Genomic DNA, 15810 nt, shown 5'->3' on the forward strand with positions numbered 1-15810 from the left:
CCGGCGGCGGGTGACGCGCGGCACGCCCGCGTTCGCACCGCGCACCCGTGACCGTTCCGTAATATGTGCGGAACCAGGGCGCGGGGGACCGCCGCGGCGCCCGTGCCCGCGGCCGCACGCCCGGGGGGCGGGCGCGCCGCGGAAACGGCCGCGAACGTCCGCGAACACCGCCGTCACCGGTACCGGTGTCGGCTATCGTCGGGCAAGTCCATTCATCGGAAGCGGGGGTGAAGGTGCGGACACCGGGGGGCGACCACGGGGGCGGACCGCAGCGGGACCGGTCACTCGGCGTCGACACCGACGCCGATACCGAGGGCACCCGCGTCTTCGTCCGCCGCGACCACGCTGAGCCCGCCCTGGACATCCGCGGGGTGGGGGCCACACCCGTGGGCGGCGCCGAGGCGCGCACCCAGCCCCTGACCAGGGCCGACCACGAACTGCCCGAACCGGCCGGCGCCGCCGCCCCCGGCGCCGGGGCCGAGGGCGCCGCCGGCGCACCGGGCGGCGTGCCGGGTCCCGTGCTCGGCGCCGACGACCCCGCCGCCCGCGACGGCCGCGCGTTCCCCCGCCGCGAGAGCTACGGCGGCTACGACGCCTACGCGGGGGAGGACGACGACCGCGCGGACGACGCCCGCCGCGAGAGCTACGGCGGCGACGCCCCCTACGCCGGGGAGGACGGCGCCGGGGAGTACGGCGCCGGCCGCGAGGACGGCGGCGGCGACCGGCACGGCGGGTCCGCCGGCGGGCGCGGCCGGTCCGAGCGCCCGGCCGCCGACTCCGGCGCCGACACCACCCGCACCCTGGAGCGCCCGCGCACCGCCGCTCCGCCCGACGACCCGCCGCCCCCGCGCGGACGCGGCCCGGCGCGCCCGGCCCGGCCGCCCCGGCGGCGGCTGCGCATCGGCCGCATCATCGTCCTGCTCCTGCTGGTGGCCATCGCGACCCCGCCGGCCACCTGGGGCTGGGTCTGGTACACCGCCCGCGCCGACGAGCGCCCGGCCTCCGACGCGATCGTGGTCCTGGGCGCCAGCCAGTACAACGGCCGCCCCTCGCCCATCTTCGAGGCCCGCCTGGCCCACGCCGAGACCCTCTACCGCGAGGGCGTGGCGCCCATGATCGTCACCGTGGGCGGCAACCAGCCCGGCGACAACTTCACCGAGGCGGGCTCGGGCCGCGACTGGCTCGTGGCCCAGGGCGTACCGGCCGAGAACGTGGTGGCGGTCGACGAGGGCAACGACACCCTCCAGAGCATGCGCGCGGTGGCCCGGGTCTACGCCGAGCAGGGCTGGTCCAGCGCCGTGATCGTCAGCGACCCCTGGCACAGCCTGCGCTCGCGCGTGATGGCCGAGGACTTCGGCATCGAGGCCGCCACGTCGCCCGCGCGGTCGGGGCCGGCCGTGCTGGAGCGCCGGACCCAGGTCTGGTACATCACCCGCGAGACCGCGTCGCTCTGGTACTACTGGATCTTCGGCGACAGCAGCGACATCGAGGTCGACGCCGCCTGAGGCCGCCGGCCCGCGCGGTCGCCGACGTCACTGCGGAAAACGCGGCCCGCGCACCCGGGGTTGCCTAGAGTCGGTGGCGATGGACATTCCAGTGCGCGCCCCCGAGGAGACCCCGCCGCCCGGCTACGGCGAGGCGGATCGCCGGCGGTGGGCCGGCGAGCCGCCCAAGAACCGGGCGCGGGGGCCGTTCGAGCGCGACCGCGCCCGGGTGCTGCACAGCTTCGCGCTGCGGCGGCTGGCGGCCAAGACCCAGGTGGTACAGCCCGGCGCGAGCGACTTCCCGCGCACCCGGCTGACCCACTCCCTGGAGTGCGCCCAGATCGGGCGGGAACTCGGCGCCGCCCTGGGGTGCGACCCCGACCTGGTCGAGGCGGCGTGCCTGGCGCACGACCTCGGGCATCCGCCGTTCGGGCACAACGGGGAGCGCGCGCTGGACGCCGCTGCCGCCGCCTGCGGCGGCTTCGAGGGCAACGCCCAGAGCCTGCGCCTGCTCACCCGGCTGGAGGGCAAGGTCATCGCCGGCGCCCCCGGCCCCGGGGACCGCGAGGGCGGCGGGCCGCCGCCCGGGCGCAGCGCCGGGCTCAACCTCACCCGGGCCACCCTTGACGCCACCCTCAAGTACCCCTGGCCGCGCGGCGGAGGCGGCGGGGCCACGGCGAAGTTCAACTGCTACCCCGACGACCTGCCGGTCTTCACCTGGATCCGCGCCGGCGCGCCCGGCGGCGGGGACGGCGGCGGGGCCGTGCCGCCGGTCTGCTTCGAGGCCCAGGTCATGGACTGGTCCGACGACGTCGCCTACTCCGTGCACGACCTGGAGGACGCCCTCTACGCCGGCATGATCCGGCTGCCCGCGCTGCGCAGCCGCGCCGAGCGCGCGCAGGTCTGCGCCATCGCCGCCGAGATGTACTGCGACGCCGGAACCGCCGAACTGGAGGAGGTGTTCGCCGAGTTCGTGGCCGAGCCGTTCTGGCCGGCCGACTTCACCGGCGACCTCGCCTCGCTCGCCGCGTTGAAGAACCTCACCAGCGAGCTGATCGGCCGGTTCTGCCGCTCGGCCGAGCGGGCGACCCGCGCCGACCACGGCGCCGAGCCCATCACCCGCTACGCCGCCGACCTGGTCGTGCCGCGCCGCACCCTGCTGGAGTGCGCGCTGCTCAAGGCCCTCACCGCGCACTACGTGATGGCGCGCTCCGAAGCCGTGGCCTACCAGGCGCGCGAGCGCGAACTGATCGCCGAACTGGTGGCCGCCGTGCGCCTGGGCGCCCCGGCCACGCTGGAGCCGGCGTTCCGCACCGCCTACGAGCAGGCCGACGACGACGCCGCGGCGCTGCGGGTCGTCATCGACCAGGTGGCCTCGCTGAGCGACACGGCGGCACGCGCCTGGCACGACCGGCTCGCCGGCTGAGGCGGCCGGAGGGCGGGGGAGGGGTCACCACAGCACCGTCACACTGATGAAGGCGGCGAGGATGAGCAGGACCACGGCGCCGCCGGCGGTGAACGCCACCGCCCAGGGGTGCCGCTCGGCCCACGGCAGGATGCCCGGGTACATCCGGGCGAACACTCCGGCGGTGACGGGCCGGTCGGGTCCGCCCACCGGCAGCCCCATCGCGCGGACCAGCCGGTCGAGGTCGGTGTAGGTGTAGTGCGTGCCGTGCAGCCGGATGAGCAGCCGGCCGTAGGCGTCGAGCACGAACAGGTTGTGGTACGGCCCTCCCCGGGGTGCGACGAGCGTCGCGCGCAGCACGTGCGCCGCCTGCGCGCGGGGGCGGCGCCGGGGGCGGCCCAGCCCCGTCACCACGATCTCGTGCGGGGTCAGCACGATGCTGCTCCTGAACATGTGCACGGCCAGCACCGCGGCCAGCCCCAGCAGCAGCAGACCGCCGCCCAGCGCCACCGCCCAGCCCGCCCTGTTCCACGCGACCACGGCGGCGACCACCGTGATCACGGCGGCGCTGGTGAGCACCCTCCACACGGTGGAACGCGGGGGCCGCAGCACGAGATCACCGTCGGTGGGCGGCAAAGGCAGCACGGGGGACACCGTCCTTTCACGTCGCGGTTCACCCTAGTTCACCGGGGGTGGACGCCGAGCCCTGGACTGCGGGGGAGCGGAGGGGCGGGTGGGGGCGCCGGACAGGGATCGGCACCGTTCCCGCTGGACCGGGGAGGGAGTCGGGTGGGTTTCCTGTCGATCGTCGACCGTCGGCGGTCCAGAGCGCGGCGCGGGTGCGGAGTCCCTCCCCGGCGCGGCGCGCGGCAGGGCGCGTATCCGCGGATCACGCCCCTGGAGGCGGACCGGCCGGTGCTGACGGGCGCTGGGCAGGTGGTCCCCCGGCCGCCGGTGGGCGGACTGCTAGGCTGGGCCGCCACGATGACGGCGGCGCGCACGGCGCGCCCGATACGAGGAGGTGAGCCCGATTCCCGCTGCACGGACAGGGCGCTCCCGCCTCGATGCCGTGCGGCCCGCTCGGCAGCGCTGACGCCGGGGGCCGCCGGGGGAGTGCCTCCGGTCTCACCTGGAAGGTTCCACCGCGTCATGCCGACTTCTTCTTCCTCTTCCGCTTCTTCGTCTTCCTCGCCTTCCGGTTCCCCCTCCTCCGGCACCGGCGTTGAGTCCGCCGTCACGGGCGCCGACGTGTCCGCTGCCGCCGAGCGCCTGCGCGCCGCCGGATGCGTGTTCGCCGAGGACGAGGCGCGGCTGATCGCCGCCGCCGTCCGCACACCCCGCGACCTGCGCGCCCTGGTCGAGCGGCGCGCCTCCGGGCTGCCGCTGGAGCACGTGGTGGGGTGGGCGGGGTTCCACGGCCTGCGGATCCTGGTCGACCCCGGGGTATTCGTGCCGCGCCGCAGGACCGAGTTCCTGGTCGAGCGCGCGGTGGCCGCCTCGGGCGACCGACCGGTGGTGGTGGACCTGTGCTGCGGCTCGGGCGCGCTGGGCGCCGCGCTGGCCGCCGCGCGGCCCGGCACTGAACTGCACGCCGCCGACGTCGACCCCGCCGCCGTGCGGTGCGCCCGCCGCAACGTCGAGCCGGTCGGCGGGCGGATCCACCAGGGCGACCTCTACGCCGCCCTGCCCGCGTCCCTGCGGGGCCGGGTGGACGTCCTGCTGGCCAACGTGCCCTACGTGCCGACCGGAGACATCGCCGTGCTCCCGACCGAGGCGCGCGAGCACGAGGCCCGCGTCGCCCTGGACGGCGGCGCGGACGGCCTGGCGGTCCTGCGCCGCGTGTCGGCACAGGCACCGGCCTGGCTGGCGCCGGGCGGCCGGTTGTTCGTGGAGGCGAGCGACCGCCAGGTGGACCGGGCGCTCGCGATCGTCCGCGCCGACGGCCTGGAAGCGGAGGCCGCCACCTCGGAGGAGTACGCCGCCACGGTCATCATCGCCACGCGCCCGAACCACCGAGCCCGGTGAGGTGAGAGCGCCGAGCTGAGGGGCACCGGGAGCGGGGCTGGGCGCCGGTGTGCGGCCGCCTCGGTGCCCCGGCCACGGCCGCGGGGCGTGGGGCCGGTGGGCTGAGCCGCCCGTGCCGGCCACCCCGCGCTCGCCGCCGGCGGCCCGGCTGCCTCCCCGCCGCCCTCGTGGGGGATCGGCGCAGTCGCGCCTTTGGTCCGGTCTCTGGGATCATGACGCCGACCCCCACCCCCCTGACGGAAACGGTGCCATGCCCCACTCCCTCCACACGGGCGATCCCACCCGCATCGGCCCCTACCGGCTGCACGCCCGCCTGGGCGGCGGCGGCATGGGGCAGGTCTACCTGGGTCGCTCTCCCGGTGGACGGTTGGTCGCCATCAAGGTCGTGCGCCCCGAACTGGCCGACGACGCCCACTTCCGGCACCGCTTCGCCGCCGAGATCGACGCCGCCCGCAAGGTCGGCGGGTTCTACACCGCCCCGGTGGTCGACGCCGACCCCCACGGCACCCCGCCCTGGCTGGCCACCGCCTACATCCCCGGCCCGTCCCTGCACCAGGCCGTCACCGACCACGGCCCGCTGCCCGTGGCGTCGGTCGCGGTCCTGGGGGCGGGGCTGGCCGAGGGGCTGGCCGCCGTGCACGACTGCGGCCTGGTCCACCGCGACCTCAAGCCCGGCAACGTGATCCTGGCCGAGGACGGCCCCCGGCTGATCGACTTCGGTATCGCCCGCGCCCTGGACGCCACCAGCCACACCCACAGCGCGGCCGTACTGGGCACCGCCGCGTTCATGTCCCCCGAGCAGGCCCGCGCCGAAGCGGTGGGCACCGGGTCGGACGTGTTCTCCCTGGGCTGCGTGCTCGCCTTCGCCGCCACGGGGCGCAGTCCGTTCGGCCACGGCCCCGCCCACGCCGTTGCCTACCGGGTGGTCCACGCCGACCCCGACCTCTCGGGCGTGCCCGACGCCCTGTCCGGCCTGGTGGCGGCCTGCCTCGCCAAGGACCCCGCCGCCCGGCCGGACCTGGCGCGGATCCTGGACCACCTCACCGCCCTCACCGCCGCCGGGGACGCCCCCGCAGACGCCCGGTGGCTGCCCGAGACGCTCACCGAGGTGATCGCCCAGCGCCGGACCCTGGCGCTGACCGCCGTCCAGGCCCCGGCCGGGGAGCGCCATCCGGGCGGCGGCGGTGGTGGCGACGCCGACGCCGGCAGCGATGGCAGGGGCGACGGCGGCCGCCCGGCGCCCGCGCCTCCTCAGGGGCCGCACCCGGCCGCGCCGCCGCACGGGACGCACCCGCCCCTGCTGGCCAACGAGCGCCGCCTGGCGCGCGGCCGGCCCCCGCTGTACCCGGCCTCCGGATACCAGATCGCCGTCTACGTCGCGCTCACGCTGTTCACACTGTGCTCGGCGGTCACCGTCGTCGCACAGCTCCTCCTCCTGGACCACGTCCTAGGGCTGGATCCAAACGATGGCTACTACGACCTTGGCGACGGCTACCTGAGTCTGCTGACCGTGCACGCGCTGAGCGGTGCGGGCGTGATCGCCTGCTGGCTGGCCTGGTTCGCCCGGGCGCGCGGCGTCGCCGAGCGGATCGCGCCCGGGCGGCTGCGCTACAGCCCCGCCATGGCGGTGTACGGCTGGTTCATCCCCGCGGCCAACCTGTACCTGCCCAAGCAGATCGCCAACGACGTCTGGCACGCCTCCAGCCCGCCCGGCCACGGCGGCGCGATGGCTCCGGCGGGGATACTGCACGCCTGGTGGGTGATGTGGCTCATCACCTTCGCGGGATGGCCCCTGTTCTGGTGGCCGTGGACGGAGTTCCTGCCGTACTACGGCCCCGACCCCTGGTTCTGGGGGAACATGGCCTTGCAGGTGCTGGTCCTGCCAGCGGCGATCGTCACCGCCCTGTACGTCCGGCGGCTCAGCGCCATGCAGGCGGCCCGGCTGACCGGCTGACCCGCTGACCGGCCGGCCGGCTGAGGGAGCGGGGGCTGGCGGCCCCGGCCGTTTCCACCCCCGCCACCACGCCCGCGATCGGACGAGAGCACCGGCTGAGGGAGCCGAATCCTTTCCCGGATGCCCACTCATCCATTGGAAACGTCATCCCGCCCGATAGGCACTCCCTCCCCGCCCCCGGGGGTCGCGCGGGCTTCACCCCTTGACGGCGGGGAATGTTAGCGCTAACAATGTTGCCCACGTCACGTGGCAGCCCCTTCGGCGTCACACTCCTCCGGGCGTCTTCGGGCGCCCGCGACCCCTCAAGGACGGTGCGGAGCATGCCGGTACCCGCTGGGCGCAGTCCGGTGATGGCGGACGTCGCGCGGTTGGCCGGTGTCTCCCACCAGACCGTGTCCCGGGTGCTCAACGGGCACCCCAACGTGCGCGCCGAGACGCAGGCGCGGGTCCAGGCCGCCATCGAGGAACTGGGCTACCGCCGCAACTCCTCGGCGCGGGCGCTGGTCACCCGGCGCACCGGTGTCATCGGTGTCGTCGCCTTCGACACCACCCACTACGGCCCCGCCCAGACGCTCGCGGGCATCGAGCACGCCGCCCGCGCCGACGGGTACTTCCTCAGCGTCGTCACCCTCCAGACGGTCACCCCGGCGGCCGTGCGCGAGGCGATGGACTACCTCGCCCAGCAGTCGGTCGAGGGCTACGTCGTCATCGCGCCCAAGCGGGCCGTGGTCGAGGGCCTGGCCGACCAGCCCGCCGGTCGGCCGGTCGTGGCCGTGGAGGGGGGCGAGGCGCCCGACGTGCCGATGGTCTGCGTGGACCAGGTCGGCGGCGGCTACCTCGCGACCCGGCACCTGCTCGACCTCGGCCACCGCACGGTCCACCACATCGGTGGCCCGCGCGACTGGCTGGAGGCCGAGGGCCGCATCGAGGGATGGCGCCGCGCGCTGGAGGAGGCCGGGGCCGAGATCCCCGAGCCGCACTTCGGCGACTGGCGGCCCCGGTCCGGCTACGACATCGGCGTGCGCCTGGCCGCCGACCCCGCCATCACCGCCGTCTTCGTCGCCAACGACCAGATGGCCCTGGGCACCCTGCGCGCGCTGGCCGAGGCCGGAGTGCGCGTGCCCGAGGACGTCAGCGTCGTCGGCTTCGACGACATCCCCGAGTCCGCGTTCTTCACCCCGCCGCTGACCACCGTGGCCCAGGACTTCACTGAGGTGGGCCGACGCGGCATCGGGCTGCTCATCGACCTGCTGGAGGAGTCCGGCGACGGCGCCGCCGCGCCCCCCGCGCGGCGGGTCGTGCCCGCCCGGCTGGTCACCCGCACCAGCACCGCACCCGCCCGCGCCTGACCGCCCCTGATTGAGCCCGACCGAGTCCCCGGCCGCCACCGCCAACGCCGTCCACCCCGCACCCTCGACTCGCCGACCGAGACGACCCCCGCCCGCCGCGACTCCCTCCGAAGCTCCGCCCTTCGACGCCCTGTCCGCCGCGACCCTCCGTCCGCGCTCCTGCCTGACCGCCGCCCCGCTCGGTCCCGCGACCACCCATCGGCCCTCCGCCTCCCGATCCGCCGCCCGCGCCGACACCCGTACCCGCCGACCCGCGTACCCGCCCGGCCCCCGCCCGCCCCTCGCCCCCCGTGGAGCCTTCCGTGACTCAGAATGTGAGCGCTAACAATTCCTCGGACGTCGTCATCGGCGTCGACTTCGGCACCCTCTCGGGCCGCGCCGTCGTCGTCCGGGTGAGCGACGGCGCCGAACTCGCCAGCGCGGTGCACACCTTCGAGCACGGCGTGGTCTCCACAGCCTTGCCCGGGGCCTCCAGCGTCGTCCTGCCCCCCGACACCGCCCTCCAGATCCCCGAGGACTACCGCGCCGTGCTCGGCAACGCCGTGCCCAAGGCGCTGGCCGCCGCCGGGGTCGCCCCCGAGCGCGTCATCGGGATCGGCACCGACTTCACCGCCTGCACCGTCCTGCCCACCACCGCCGACGGCACCCCGCTGTGCGAGCTGCCCGAGTTCGCCGACCGCCCCCACGCCTACCCCAAGCTGTGGAAGCACCACGCCGCCCAGCGCGAGGCCGACGACATCAACGCCCTCGCCCGCGAGCGCGGGGAGTCCTGGCTGGCCCGCTACGGGGGCCGCATCTCCGCCGAGTGGGAGTTCGCCAAGGGCCTCCAGGTCCTGCGCGAGGACCCTGAGGTCTACGCCCGCGCCGACCGGTGGATCGAGGCCGCCGACTGGATCGTGTGGGAGCTGTGCGGCCGCGAGACCCGCAACGTCTGCACCGCCGGCTACAAGGGCATCCACCAGGACGGCGCCTGGCCCGGCCGCGACTACCTCGCGGCCCTGGACCCCCGCTTCGCCGGGTTCGCCGAGGACAAGATCGCCCACCCGCTGTCCCAGCTCGGGGCGCCCGCCGGCCGGCTCTCCGCCCGCGCCGCCGCCCGCACGGGCCTGCCCGAGGGCGTCACCGTGGCCGTGGGCAACGTCGACGCCCACGTCACCGCGGCCGCCGCCCAGACCGTGGAGCCCGGCCGCATGCTCGCCGTGATGGGCACCAGCACCTGCCACGTCATGAACGCCGAGACCTTCGCCGAGGTCCCCGGCATGTGCGGAGCGGTCCTCGACGGCATCGTGCCCGGCCTGTGGGGCTACGAGGCCGGCCAGAGCGGGGTCGGCGACATCTTCGGCTGGCTTGCCGAGGGCTTGGTGCCCGCCGCCTACCAGCGCGAGGCCGACGACCTGGGGATCTCCGTGCACGACCTGCTCTCGCGCAAGGCCGCAGGCCAGCCCGTCGGCGGCCACGGGCTCGTCGCCCTGGATTGGCACAGCGGCAACCGCTCCGTCCTGGTCGACCACCACCTCTCGGGGGTCGTCGCCGGCCTCACCCTGGCCACCCGCCCCGAGGAGGTGTACCGCGCGCTGGTGGAGTCCACCGCCTTCGGCACCCGCACCATCCTCGACGCCTTCGCCGCCTCGGGGGTGCCCGTCACCGAGTTCACGGTGGCCGGCGGCCTCAAGCGCAACGCGTTCGTGCTCCAGATCTACGCCGACGTGCTCAACCGCCCCCTGCACGTCACCGACTCCGACCAGGCGCCCGCGCTGGGCTCGGCCATCCACGCCGCCGTCGCCGCCGGCGCCTACCCCGACATCCGCACCGCCTCGGCGGCCATGGGCGGCGCCACCCGCGACGCCGTGCTGCCCGACCCCGCGCGCGCCGCCGCCTACGACGCCCTGTTCGAGGTCTACACCGACCTGCACGACCACTTCGGCCGCGGCGGCAGCGACGCGCTGCACCGCCTGCGCGCCATCCGCAACGAGAGCCTGACCCGGTGAAGGACGCCATGACCGCCATCCCTGCTCACCACGCCGACACCGTGGCCCGCCTGCGCCGCGAGGTCTGCGCGCTGCACGCCGAACTCATCCGCTGGAACCTGGTCACCTGGACCAGCGGGAACATCTCGGCCCGGGTGCCCGGCGCCGACCTCATGGTGATCAAGCCCAGCGGCGTCACCTACGACGACCTCACCCCCGAGTCGATGGTGGTGTGCGACCTGCACGGCACCCCGGTGGAGGGGGCGCACGCCCCCTCCAGCGACACCGACGCCCACGCCTACGTCTACCGCGCCATGCCCGAGGTCGGCGCGGTCGTGCACACCCACAGCACCTACGCCACCGCCTGGGCCGCCCGGGGCGAGCCGATCCCCTGCGCCATCACCGCGATGGCCGACGAGTTCGGCGCCGACATCCCGGTGGGCCCCTTCGCCCTCATCGGCGGCGACGACATCGGCAAGGGCATCGCCGCGACCCTGGCCGGCCACCGCTCCCCGGCGGTGCTCATGCGCGGCCACGGCGTCTTCACCATCGGCAGGGACGCCAAGGCCGCCGTCAAGGCCGCGGTGATGTGCGAGGACGTCGCGCGCACCGTGCACCTGGCGCGCGAGCACGGCCCCGTGGACCGCCTGCCCCAGCACCACATCGACGCCCTCTACGACCGCTACCAGAACGTCTACGGCCAGCGCGGCCCGCGCCAGGAAGAAGGAGCCGACTCGTGAGCGAACGCCTCCCCAGCATCGGGATCCTCGGCATCATGCAGCCCCTCTACGACGACATGATCCCGGGCATCACCGACCGCCAGGCCGGGTACGCGCGCGCCGTCGCCGAGAGCCTCGCCGAGGTCGCCGACTGCGTGGTCGCCGACCCGGTGCGGGGCCGCGCCGACGCCGAGCGGGCCATGCGCGCCTTCGAGAACGACGACCTCGACGGCGTCCTGGTGGTGATGCTGACCTACGGCCCCTCGCTGCGCGTCACCCGGGTGCTGCACGAGGCGCGGCTGCCGCTGTGCCTGGCCAACATCCAGCCCGACCCGGTGGTCACCCCCGAGTGGGACATGGCCGACATGACCTACAACCAGGGCATCCACGGCGCGCAGGACACCGCCAACGCCATGGTCCGCGCCGGGCGCGCCTTCACCGTGGTCACCGAGGAGTGGCCGAGCGAGGCGTTCCGCGAGCGCGTGGGCCGCTGGGCGCGCGCCGCCCGCGCCGTCACCGCCTGGAAGCGGCTGCGGGTGGGGATCTTCGGCTACGCCATGAACGGCATGGGCGACGCCCGCTTCGACGAGACCGCCTGGGCGCGCAAGCTCGGCCCCGAGGTCGAGGTCATCGCGCCGGGCGCGCTGCACCGGGCCATGGGGGAGCTGCCGGAGTCGGCCGTGGCCGAGCTGATGGCCGAGGAGGACGCCCGGTTCGCCGTGGACGAGCGGCTGTCCAAGGAGGAGCGCGAGGACCACGCCCGCATGCAGTTGGCCATCGAGCACCTGCTCACCGAGCGCGACTGCGGCGCCTACTCCACCCACTTCGACGCCATCGGCGAGGACGGCCGGTTCGCCCGGCTGCCGATGGCCGCGGCCTCCAGCCTCATGGCCAAGGGCTACGGGTTCGCCGGCGAGGGCGACGCGCTGGCCGCCTCGATCGTCTACGCCGGGCACCGGCTCGCCGGCGACGGCCACTTCACCGAGATGTACGCCATGGACTTCCCGACCGACTCCATCCTCATGAGCCACATGGGGGAGGGCAACTGGAAGGTCGCCCGCGCCGACGAGCCGGTCCGGCTGATCAAGCGCCCGCTGGGCATCGGCGGCCTGGACGACCCGCCCACGCTGCTGTTCCGCATCCAGCCCGGCCCCGCCACCCTGGCCTCGCTGGTCGCGCTGGGCGGCGAGCGGTTCCGGCTGGTGGTGGCCGAGGGCGAGGTCCTGGACTCCCAGGAGCTGCCCGCGCTGGAGATGCCCTACGGCCAGTTCCGCCCCGACTCCGGGATCCGCGGCTGCATGGACGCCTGGCTGCGGGCGGGCGGCACCCACCACATGGTCATGAACCTGGGCCGCACGGCCGCCGACTGGGCGGTCTTCTGCGAGCTGGCCGGAATCGAGTACGTGCGGGTCTGACGGCCCCCTGACGCGGGGGCGGCCGGTCCCCGGCCCCAGGACCGGCCGCCCGCCGCACCTCTTATCCCCACATCCCCATCCCCACCGCCCACCGCGACCGACCGCCGACACCACCGCGCGCGCCGCACCGGCGCGCCACACCGACCACGGGCCGGGCGCCCCCGTCGCCCGGCCGCGCGCCCCGCGCCACCGGCGCCCGGCGCACCGCCCGCGGCCCTCGGGGGAGGCCGCCCAGCGCAGCGCAACGCGAAGGAGTCGCCATGCGCACCACCCACCCCACCGCGCCCCCCGCACCGGGCCGCCGCGCGTTCCTCGCCGGCGGGCTCGCGGCCCTGGGCCTGGGCCTGGCCGGCTGCGGCCCGGCCGACACGGTCCTCAGCGGGCGCCGGCGCCTGCGCCAGTGGAACCTGTTCACCGGCGGCGACGGCGCCCGCATGGTCCAGATGCACGAGGACTACCGGCGCGAGCACCCCGACATCGACTTCGAGCCCGCCACCTTCCTGTGGGGCAACCCCTTCTACACCAAGTTCGCCATGGGCGCCGCCGGAGGGCGCGCCTTCGACATCGCCACCCTGCACGTCTCGCGCATCCGCGGCATGGGCGCGGGCACCCTCATCGACCCGGTGCCCACCGACCTGCTCGCCGAGCACGGCATCACCCGCGACACCGTGCTGGCCAACGTGTGGGACAAGTGCACCGTCGACGGCGAGCTGTACGCCATCCCGCTGGACACCCACCTGGTCGTCACCTACTACAACCGCGAGGTCTGCGAGCGGGCGGGCGTGCTCCAGGCCGACGGCACGCTCACCCCCACCAGCGGCGAGGACGCGTTCTTCGACGTGCTGGCGGCGGTCAGGGAGGTCACCGGCCAGTACGGGATCGCCATGGACACCACCCAGCCCTGGCGGCAGTTCTGGTCGCTGTACCGCCAGCTCGGCGGCGAGATGACCTTCGACGGCGACCTGGTCATGGACGACGACAAGGCGCTGCGCAGCCTGGACTTTTTGCGCCGCGTCTCCGCCGAGGGCCTGGCGCCCAAGGCGTCGGACGCCCCCGGCACCCCCGCCAACTTCCAGAACGGCATCTGCGGCCTGATGTGGGCCGGCAACTGGGAGATCGCCACCTTCGCCGATGCCGGCATGGACTTCGGCATGCGGCCCTTCCCCGACGTCTACGGCGCGGAACTGGGCCAGGGCGACTCCCACTGCTTCGTGCTGCCGCACCGCCGCGCGCCCGACGACGCCGCCGTGGCCGCCGCCGTGGAGTACGCCGCCTGGATGCTCAAGCACAGCATCACGTGGGCCGGCGGCGGCCACACCCCCGCCTACCTGCCGGTGACCCGCGGCGACGACTACGCCGCCCTGGAACCGCAGTCGGAGTACCGGCACGCCGCCGCCGACGTGCAGTTCGACCCCGAGGCGTGGTTCAGCGGCTCCGCCGCCCCCCTCCAGAACGAGGCCAACGCGGTCATGAGCGGCGTGCACAACGGCTCGGTCACCCCCGAGACCGCCCTGGAGCTGTTCAAGGCCGCCGCGCGCAAGCTCCTCGACACCCCTGAGCCGGTGTGACCGTGCCCGCCCCGCCGACCCCCTCGGAGCGTGAGATGTCCCCGTCCACCGCGACCGGCCGCGCCGCCGGAGCGCCGGCCGCCGCGCCCGCGCCCCGGCCCGCGCGCCCCGCCCGCCCGGGGCGGCGCCGCGCCTCCCTGGCCGGGCTCTGGTTCGTCCTGCCCTTCGCCGCCCTGTTCGCCGTCTTCTTGGTGTGGCCCATGCTGGCCGGGCTGTGGACGAGCTTCACCGACCGCAGCCTGGCCAGCCCCGGCGCGGACTTCGTCGGCCTCGCCAACTGGCGGGAGATGCTGGGCGACTCCGCAGTCTGGCAGTCGCTCTGGACCACCCTGGTGTTCACCGCCATCAGCACCCCGCCGCTGGTGGCGATCGCCCTGGCCATGGCGCTGCTGACCAACCGCGCCGCCGCCGGGCTCGGGTGGTTCCTGCGGCTGTCCTACTTCGCGCCGTTCCTGCTTCCGGTGGCCGTGGTCGCGCTGATCTGGGAGTGGATGTACCAGCCCGGGTTCGGCATGGTCAACGGCCTGCTCACCGCCGCCGGCCTGGCCGAGGTCGCCTGGCTGACCGACCAGAACACCGTGCTCGCCGCGATCGCCATCACCACCGTGTGGTGGACGGTGGGCTTCAACTTCCTGCTCTACCTGGCCGCACTCCAGGGCATCCCCTCCTACGTCTACGAGGCGGCGGCCCTCGACGGCGCCGGGCCCTGGCAGCGGTTCACCCGGATCACCCTGCCGCTGCTGCGCCGCACCACCGGGCTCATCGTGCTGCTCCAGATCGTGGCGTCGCTGAAGCTGTTCGACCAGGCGTACATCATGACCAACGGCTCGGGCGGACCCGGCTACGCCGCCCGGCCCGCCATCGGCTACATCTTCGAGGCCGGGTTCACCGGCCTGCGGGTCGGCTACGCCTCCGCCATCTCCTACCTGCTGTTCGCCGTGATCGTCGCGGTCTCGCTCGTCCAGTTCCGCCTGTTCTCGCGAAAGGGGGAGACGGCATGAGCGCCGCGACCCGCACCCCCCGCCCACCGCGCACCGCGCCCACCGGCCCCCCGCCCGCCGCCGCCCGGCCCCGGCGCCTGCCCCGGCCCACGCCCGGAGGCGTGCTCGCCGCCGTGCTGGGGGTGTTCCTGGCGGTGGTGTGGCTGATGCCGCTGGTGTGGGCGGTGCTGACCTCGCTCAAGCCCGAGGCCGAGACCACCGCCGTGCCGCTGCGCTGGCTGCCGCTGGAACCCACCTTCGCCGCCTACCAGGCGGTGATCGAACGCGGCGACCTCCAGCGCTGGCTGCTCAACAGCGTGGTGGTGTCGGTGCTGGTCACCGCGTTGACGCTGGTGGTGTGCGTGCTGGCCGCCTACGCCTTCTCCAAGACCGAGTTCCCCGGGCGCGCCTGGCTGTTCGCGCTGTTCGTCGCGGGCATCCTGGTGCCGCCCCAGGCGCTGATCGTGCCGCTGTTCGACCAGATGAGCGTGCTGGGCATGGTCGACACCTACTGGGGCGTGGCCCTGCCGCAGGTGGTGGCGCCGGTGATGGTGTTCATCCTCAAGCGGTTCTTCGACGCCATCCCGCGCGACTACGAGGAGGCCGCCCGCCTCGACGGTGCCGGGCACCTGCGGGTGCTGTGGAGCGTGGTGGTGCCGATGTCGGGCCCGGTGCTGGCCGCCGTCGGGATCTTCACCTTCGTCCAGGCGTGGAACAACTTCCTGTGGCCCTTCGTGGCCACCGCCGACCCCGCCCTGATGACCGTGCCGGTGGGCCTGGGCACCGTCCAGGGCTCCTACGGCATCCAGTACGCCCAGGAGATGGCCGCCGCCGTGCTCGGCGCGCTCCCGCTCGTCGCCGTCTTCCTGCTCTTCCAGCGCCACGTGGTGCGCGGCGTCACCGACGCCGGGCTCAAGTAACCCTCCGACCTCGACCGTGCCCCC

12 protein-coding genes are annotated in these 15810 nt (G+C 75.0%); 11 read left to right on the top strand and 1 reads right to left on the bottom strand.

Annotation, left to right across the window (positions count from 1 at the left end):
- Nucleotides 1-233 precede the first annotated feature (233 nt).
- The gene (locus tag LG943_RS06780) at nt 234-1505 is read left to right on the top strand and encodes a YdcF family protein (protein WP_333486330.1); all 1272 of its coding nucleotides are present in this window, start codon (nt 234-236) and stop codon (nt 1503-1505) included.
- Between the two features lie 79 nt (nt 1506-1584).
- On the top strand, nt 1585-2910 hold the full coding sequence (locus LG943_RS06785) for a deoxyguanosinetriphosphate triphosphohydrolase (RefSeq protein ID WP_270071326.1): 1326 nt from the start codon (nt 1585-1587) through the stop codon (nt 2908-2910).
- A 24-nt stretch (nt 2911-2934) separates the two neighbouring features.
- On the opposite strand, the gene LG943_RS06790 is transcribed toward LG943_RS06785, so the two are convergent.
- Nucleotides 2935-3534: a hypothetical protein gene (locus LG943_RS06790; RefSeq protein ID WP_270071327.1), complete on the bottom strand. Its 600-nt coding sequence runs from the start codon at nt 3532-3534 to the stop codon at nt 2935-2937.
- 603 nt (nt 3535-4137) lie between these two features.
- Between LG943_RS06790 and LG943_RS06795 the strand changes: the two genes are divergently transcribed.
- The 9 genes from LG943_RS06795 to LG943_RS06835 all read left to right on the top strand — a co-directional run bounded on the left by LG943_RS06795 (nt 4138) and on the right by LG943_RS06835 (nt 15786).
- On the top strand, nt 4138-4914 hold the full coding sequence (locus LG943_RS06795) for a putative protein N(5)-glutamine methyltransferase (protein WP_270071328.1): 777 nt from the start codon (nt 4138-4140) through the stop codon (nt 4912-4914).
- Between the two features lie 250 nt (nt 4915-5164).
- On the top strand, nt 5165-6868 hold the full coding sequence (locus LG943_RS06800; protein ID WP_270071329.1) for a protein kinase domain-containing protein: 1704 nt from the start codon (nt 5165-5167) through the stop codon (nt 6866-6868).
- A 320-nt stretch (nt 6869-7188) separates the two neighbouring features.
- Nucleotides 7189-8217 carry a LacI family DNA-binding transcriptional regulator gene (locus LG943_RS06805; protein WP_270071330.1) on the top strand — a complete coding sequence of 343 codons (1029 nt, stop codon included), beginning with the start codon at nt 7189-7191 and terminating at the stop codon, nt 8215-8217.
- Nucleotides 8218-8531: 314 nt separating this feature from the next.
- Nucleotides 8532-10205 (top strand): ribulokinase, encoded by a 1674-nt coding sequence (gene araB, locus LG943_RS06810; RefSeq protein WP_270071331.1) that lies wholly within the window; start codon nt 8532-8534, stop codon nt 10203-10205.
- An 8-nt stretch (nt 10206-10213) separates the two neighbouring features.
- The gene (locus tag LG943_RS06815) at nt 10214-10924 is read left to right on the top strand and encodes an L-ribulose-5-phosphate 4-epimerase (protein ID WP_270071332.1); all 711 of its coding nucleotides are present in this window, start codon (nt 10214-10216) and stop codon (nt 10922-10924) included.
- Nucleotides 10925-10959: 35 nt separating this feature from the next.
- Nucleotides 10960-12318: an L-fucose/L-arabinose isomerase family protein gene (locus tag LG943_RS06820; protein ID WP_270071411.1), complete on the top strand. Its 1359-nt coding sequence runs from the start codon at nt 10960-10962 to the stop codon at nt 12316-12318.
- Nucleotides 12319-12578: 260 nt separating this feature from the next.
- Nucleotides 12579-13886 (top strand): ABC transporter substrate-binding protein, encoded by a 1308-nt coding sequence (locus LG943_RS06825; protein WP_270071333.1) that lies wholly within the window; start codon nt 12579-12581, stop codon nt 13884-13886.
- A 35-nt stretch (nt 13887-13921) separates the two neighbouring features.
- Nucleotides 13922-14887, top strand: coding sequence for a carbohydrate ABC transporter permease (locus LG943_RS06830; RefSeq protein WP_270071334.1), 966 nt, complete (start codon nt 13922-13924; stop codon nt 14885-14887).
- On the top strand, nt 14884-15786 hold the full coding sequence (locus LG943_RS06835; RefSeq protein WP_408648554.1) for a carbohydrate ABC transporter permease: 903 nt from the start codon (nt 14884-14886) through the stop codon (nt 15784-15786). The genes LG943_RS06830 and LG943_RS06835 overlap by 4 nt, the downstream gene beginning before the upstream one ends.
- The last annotated feature ends 24 nt before the right edge of the window (nt 15787-15810 follow it).

It is taken from the genome of Streptomonospora mangrovi (assembly GCF_027604915.1).
Classification (GTDB): Bacteria; Actinomycetota; Actinomycetes; order Streptosporangiales; family Streptosporangiaceae; genus Streptomonospora; species Streptomonospora mangrovi.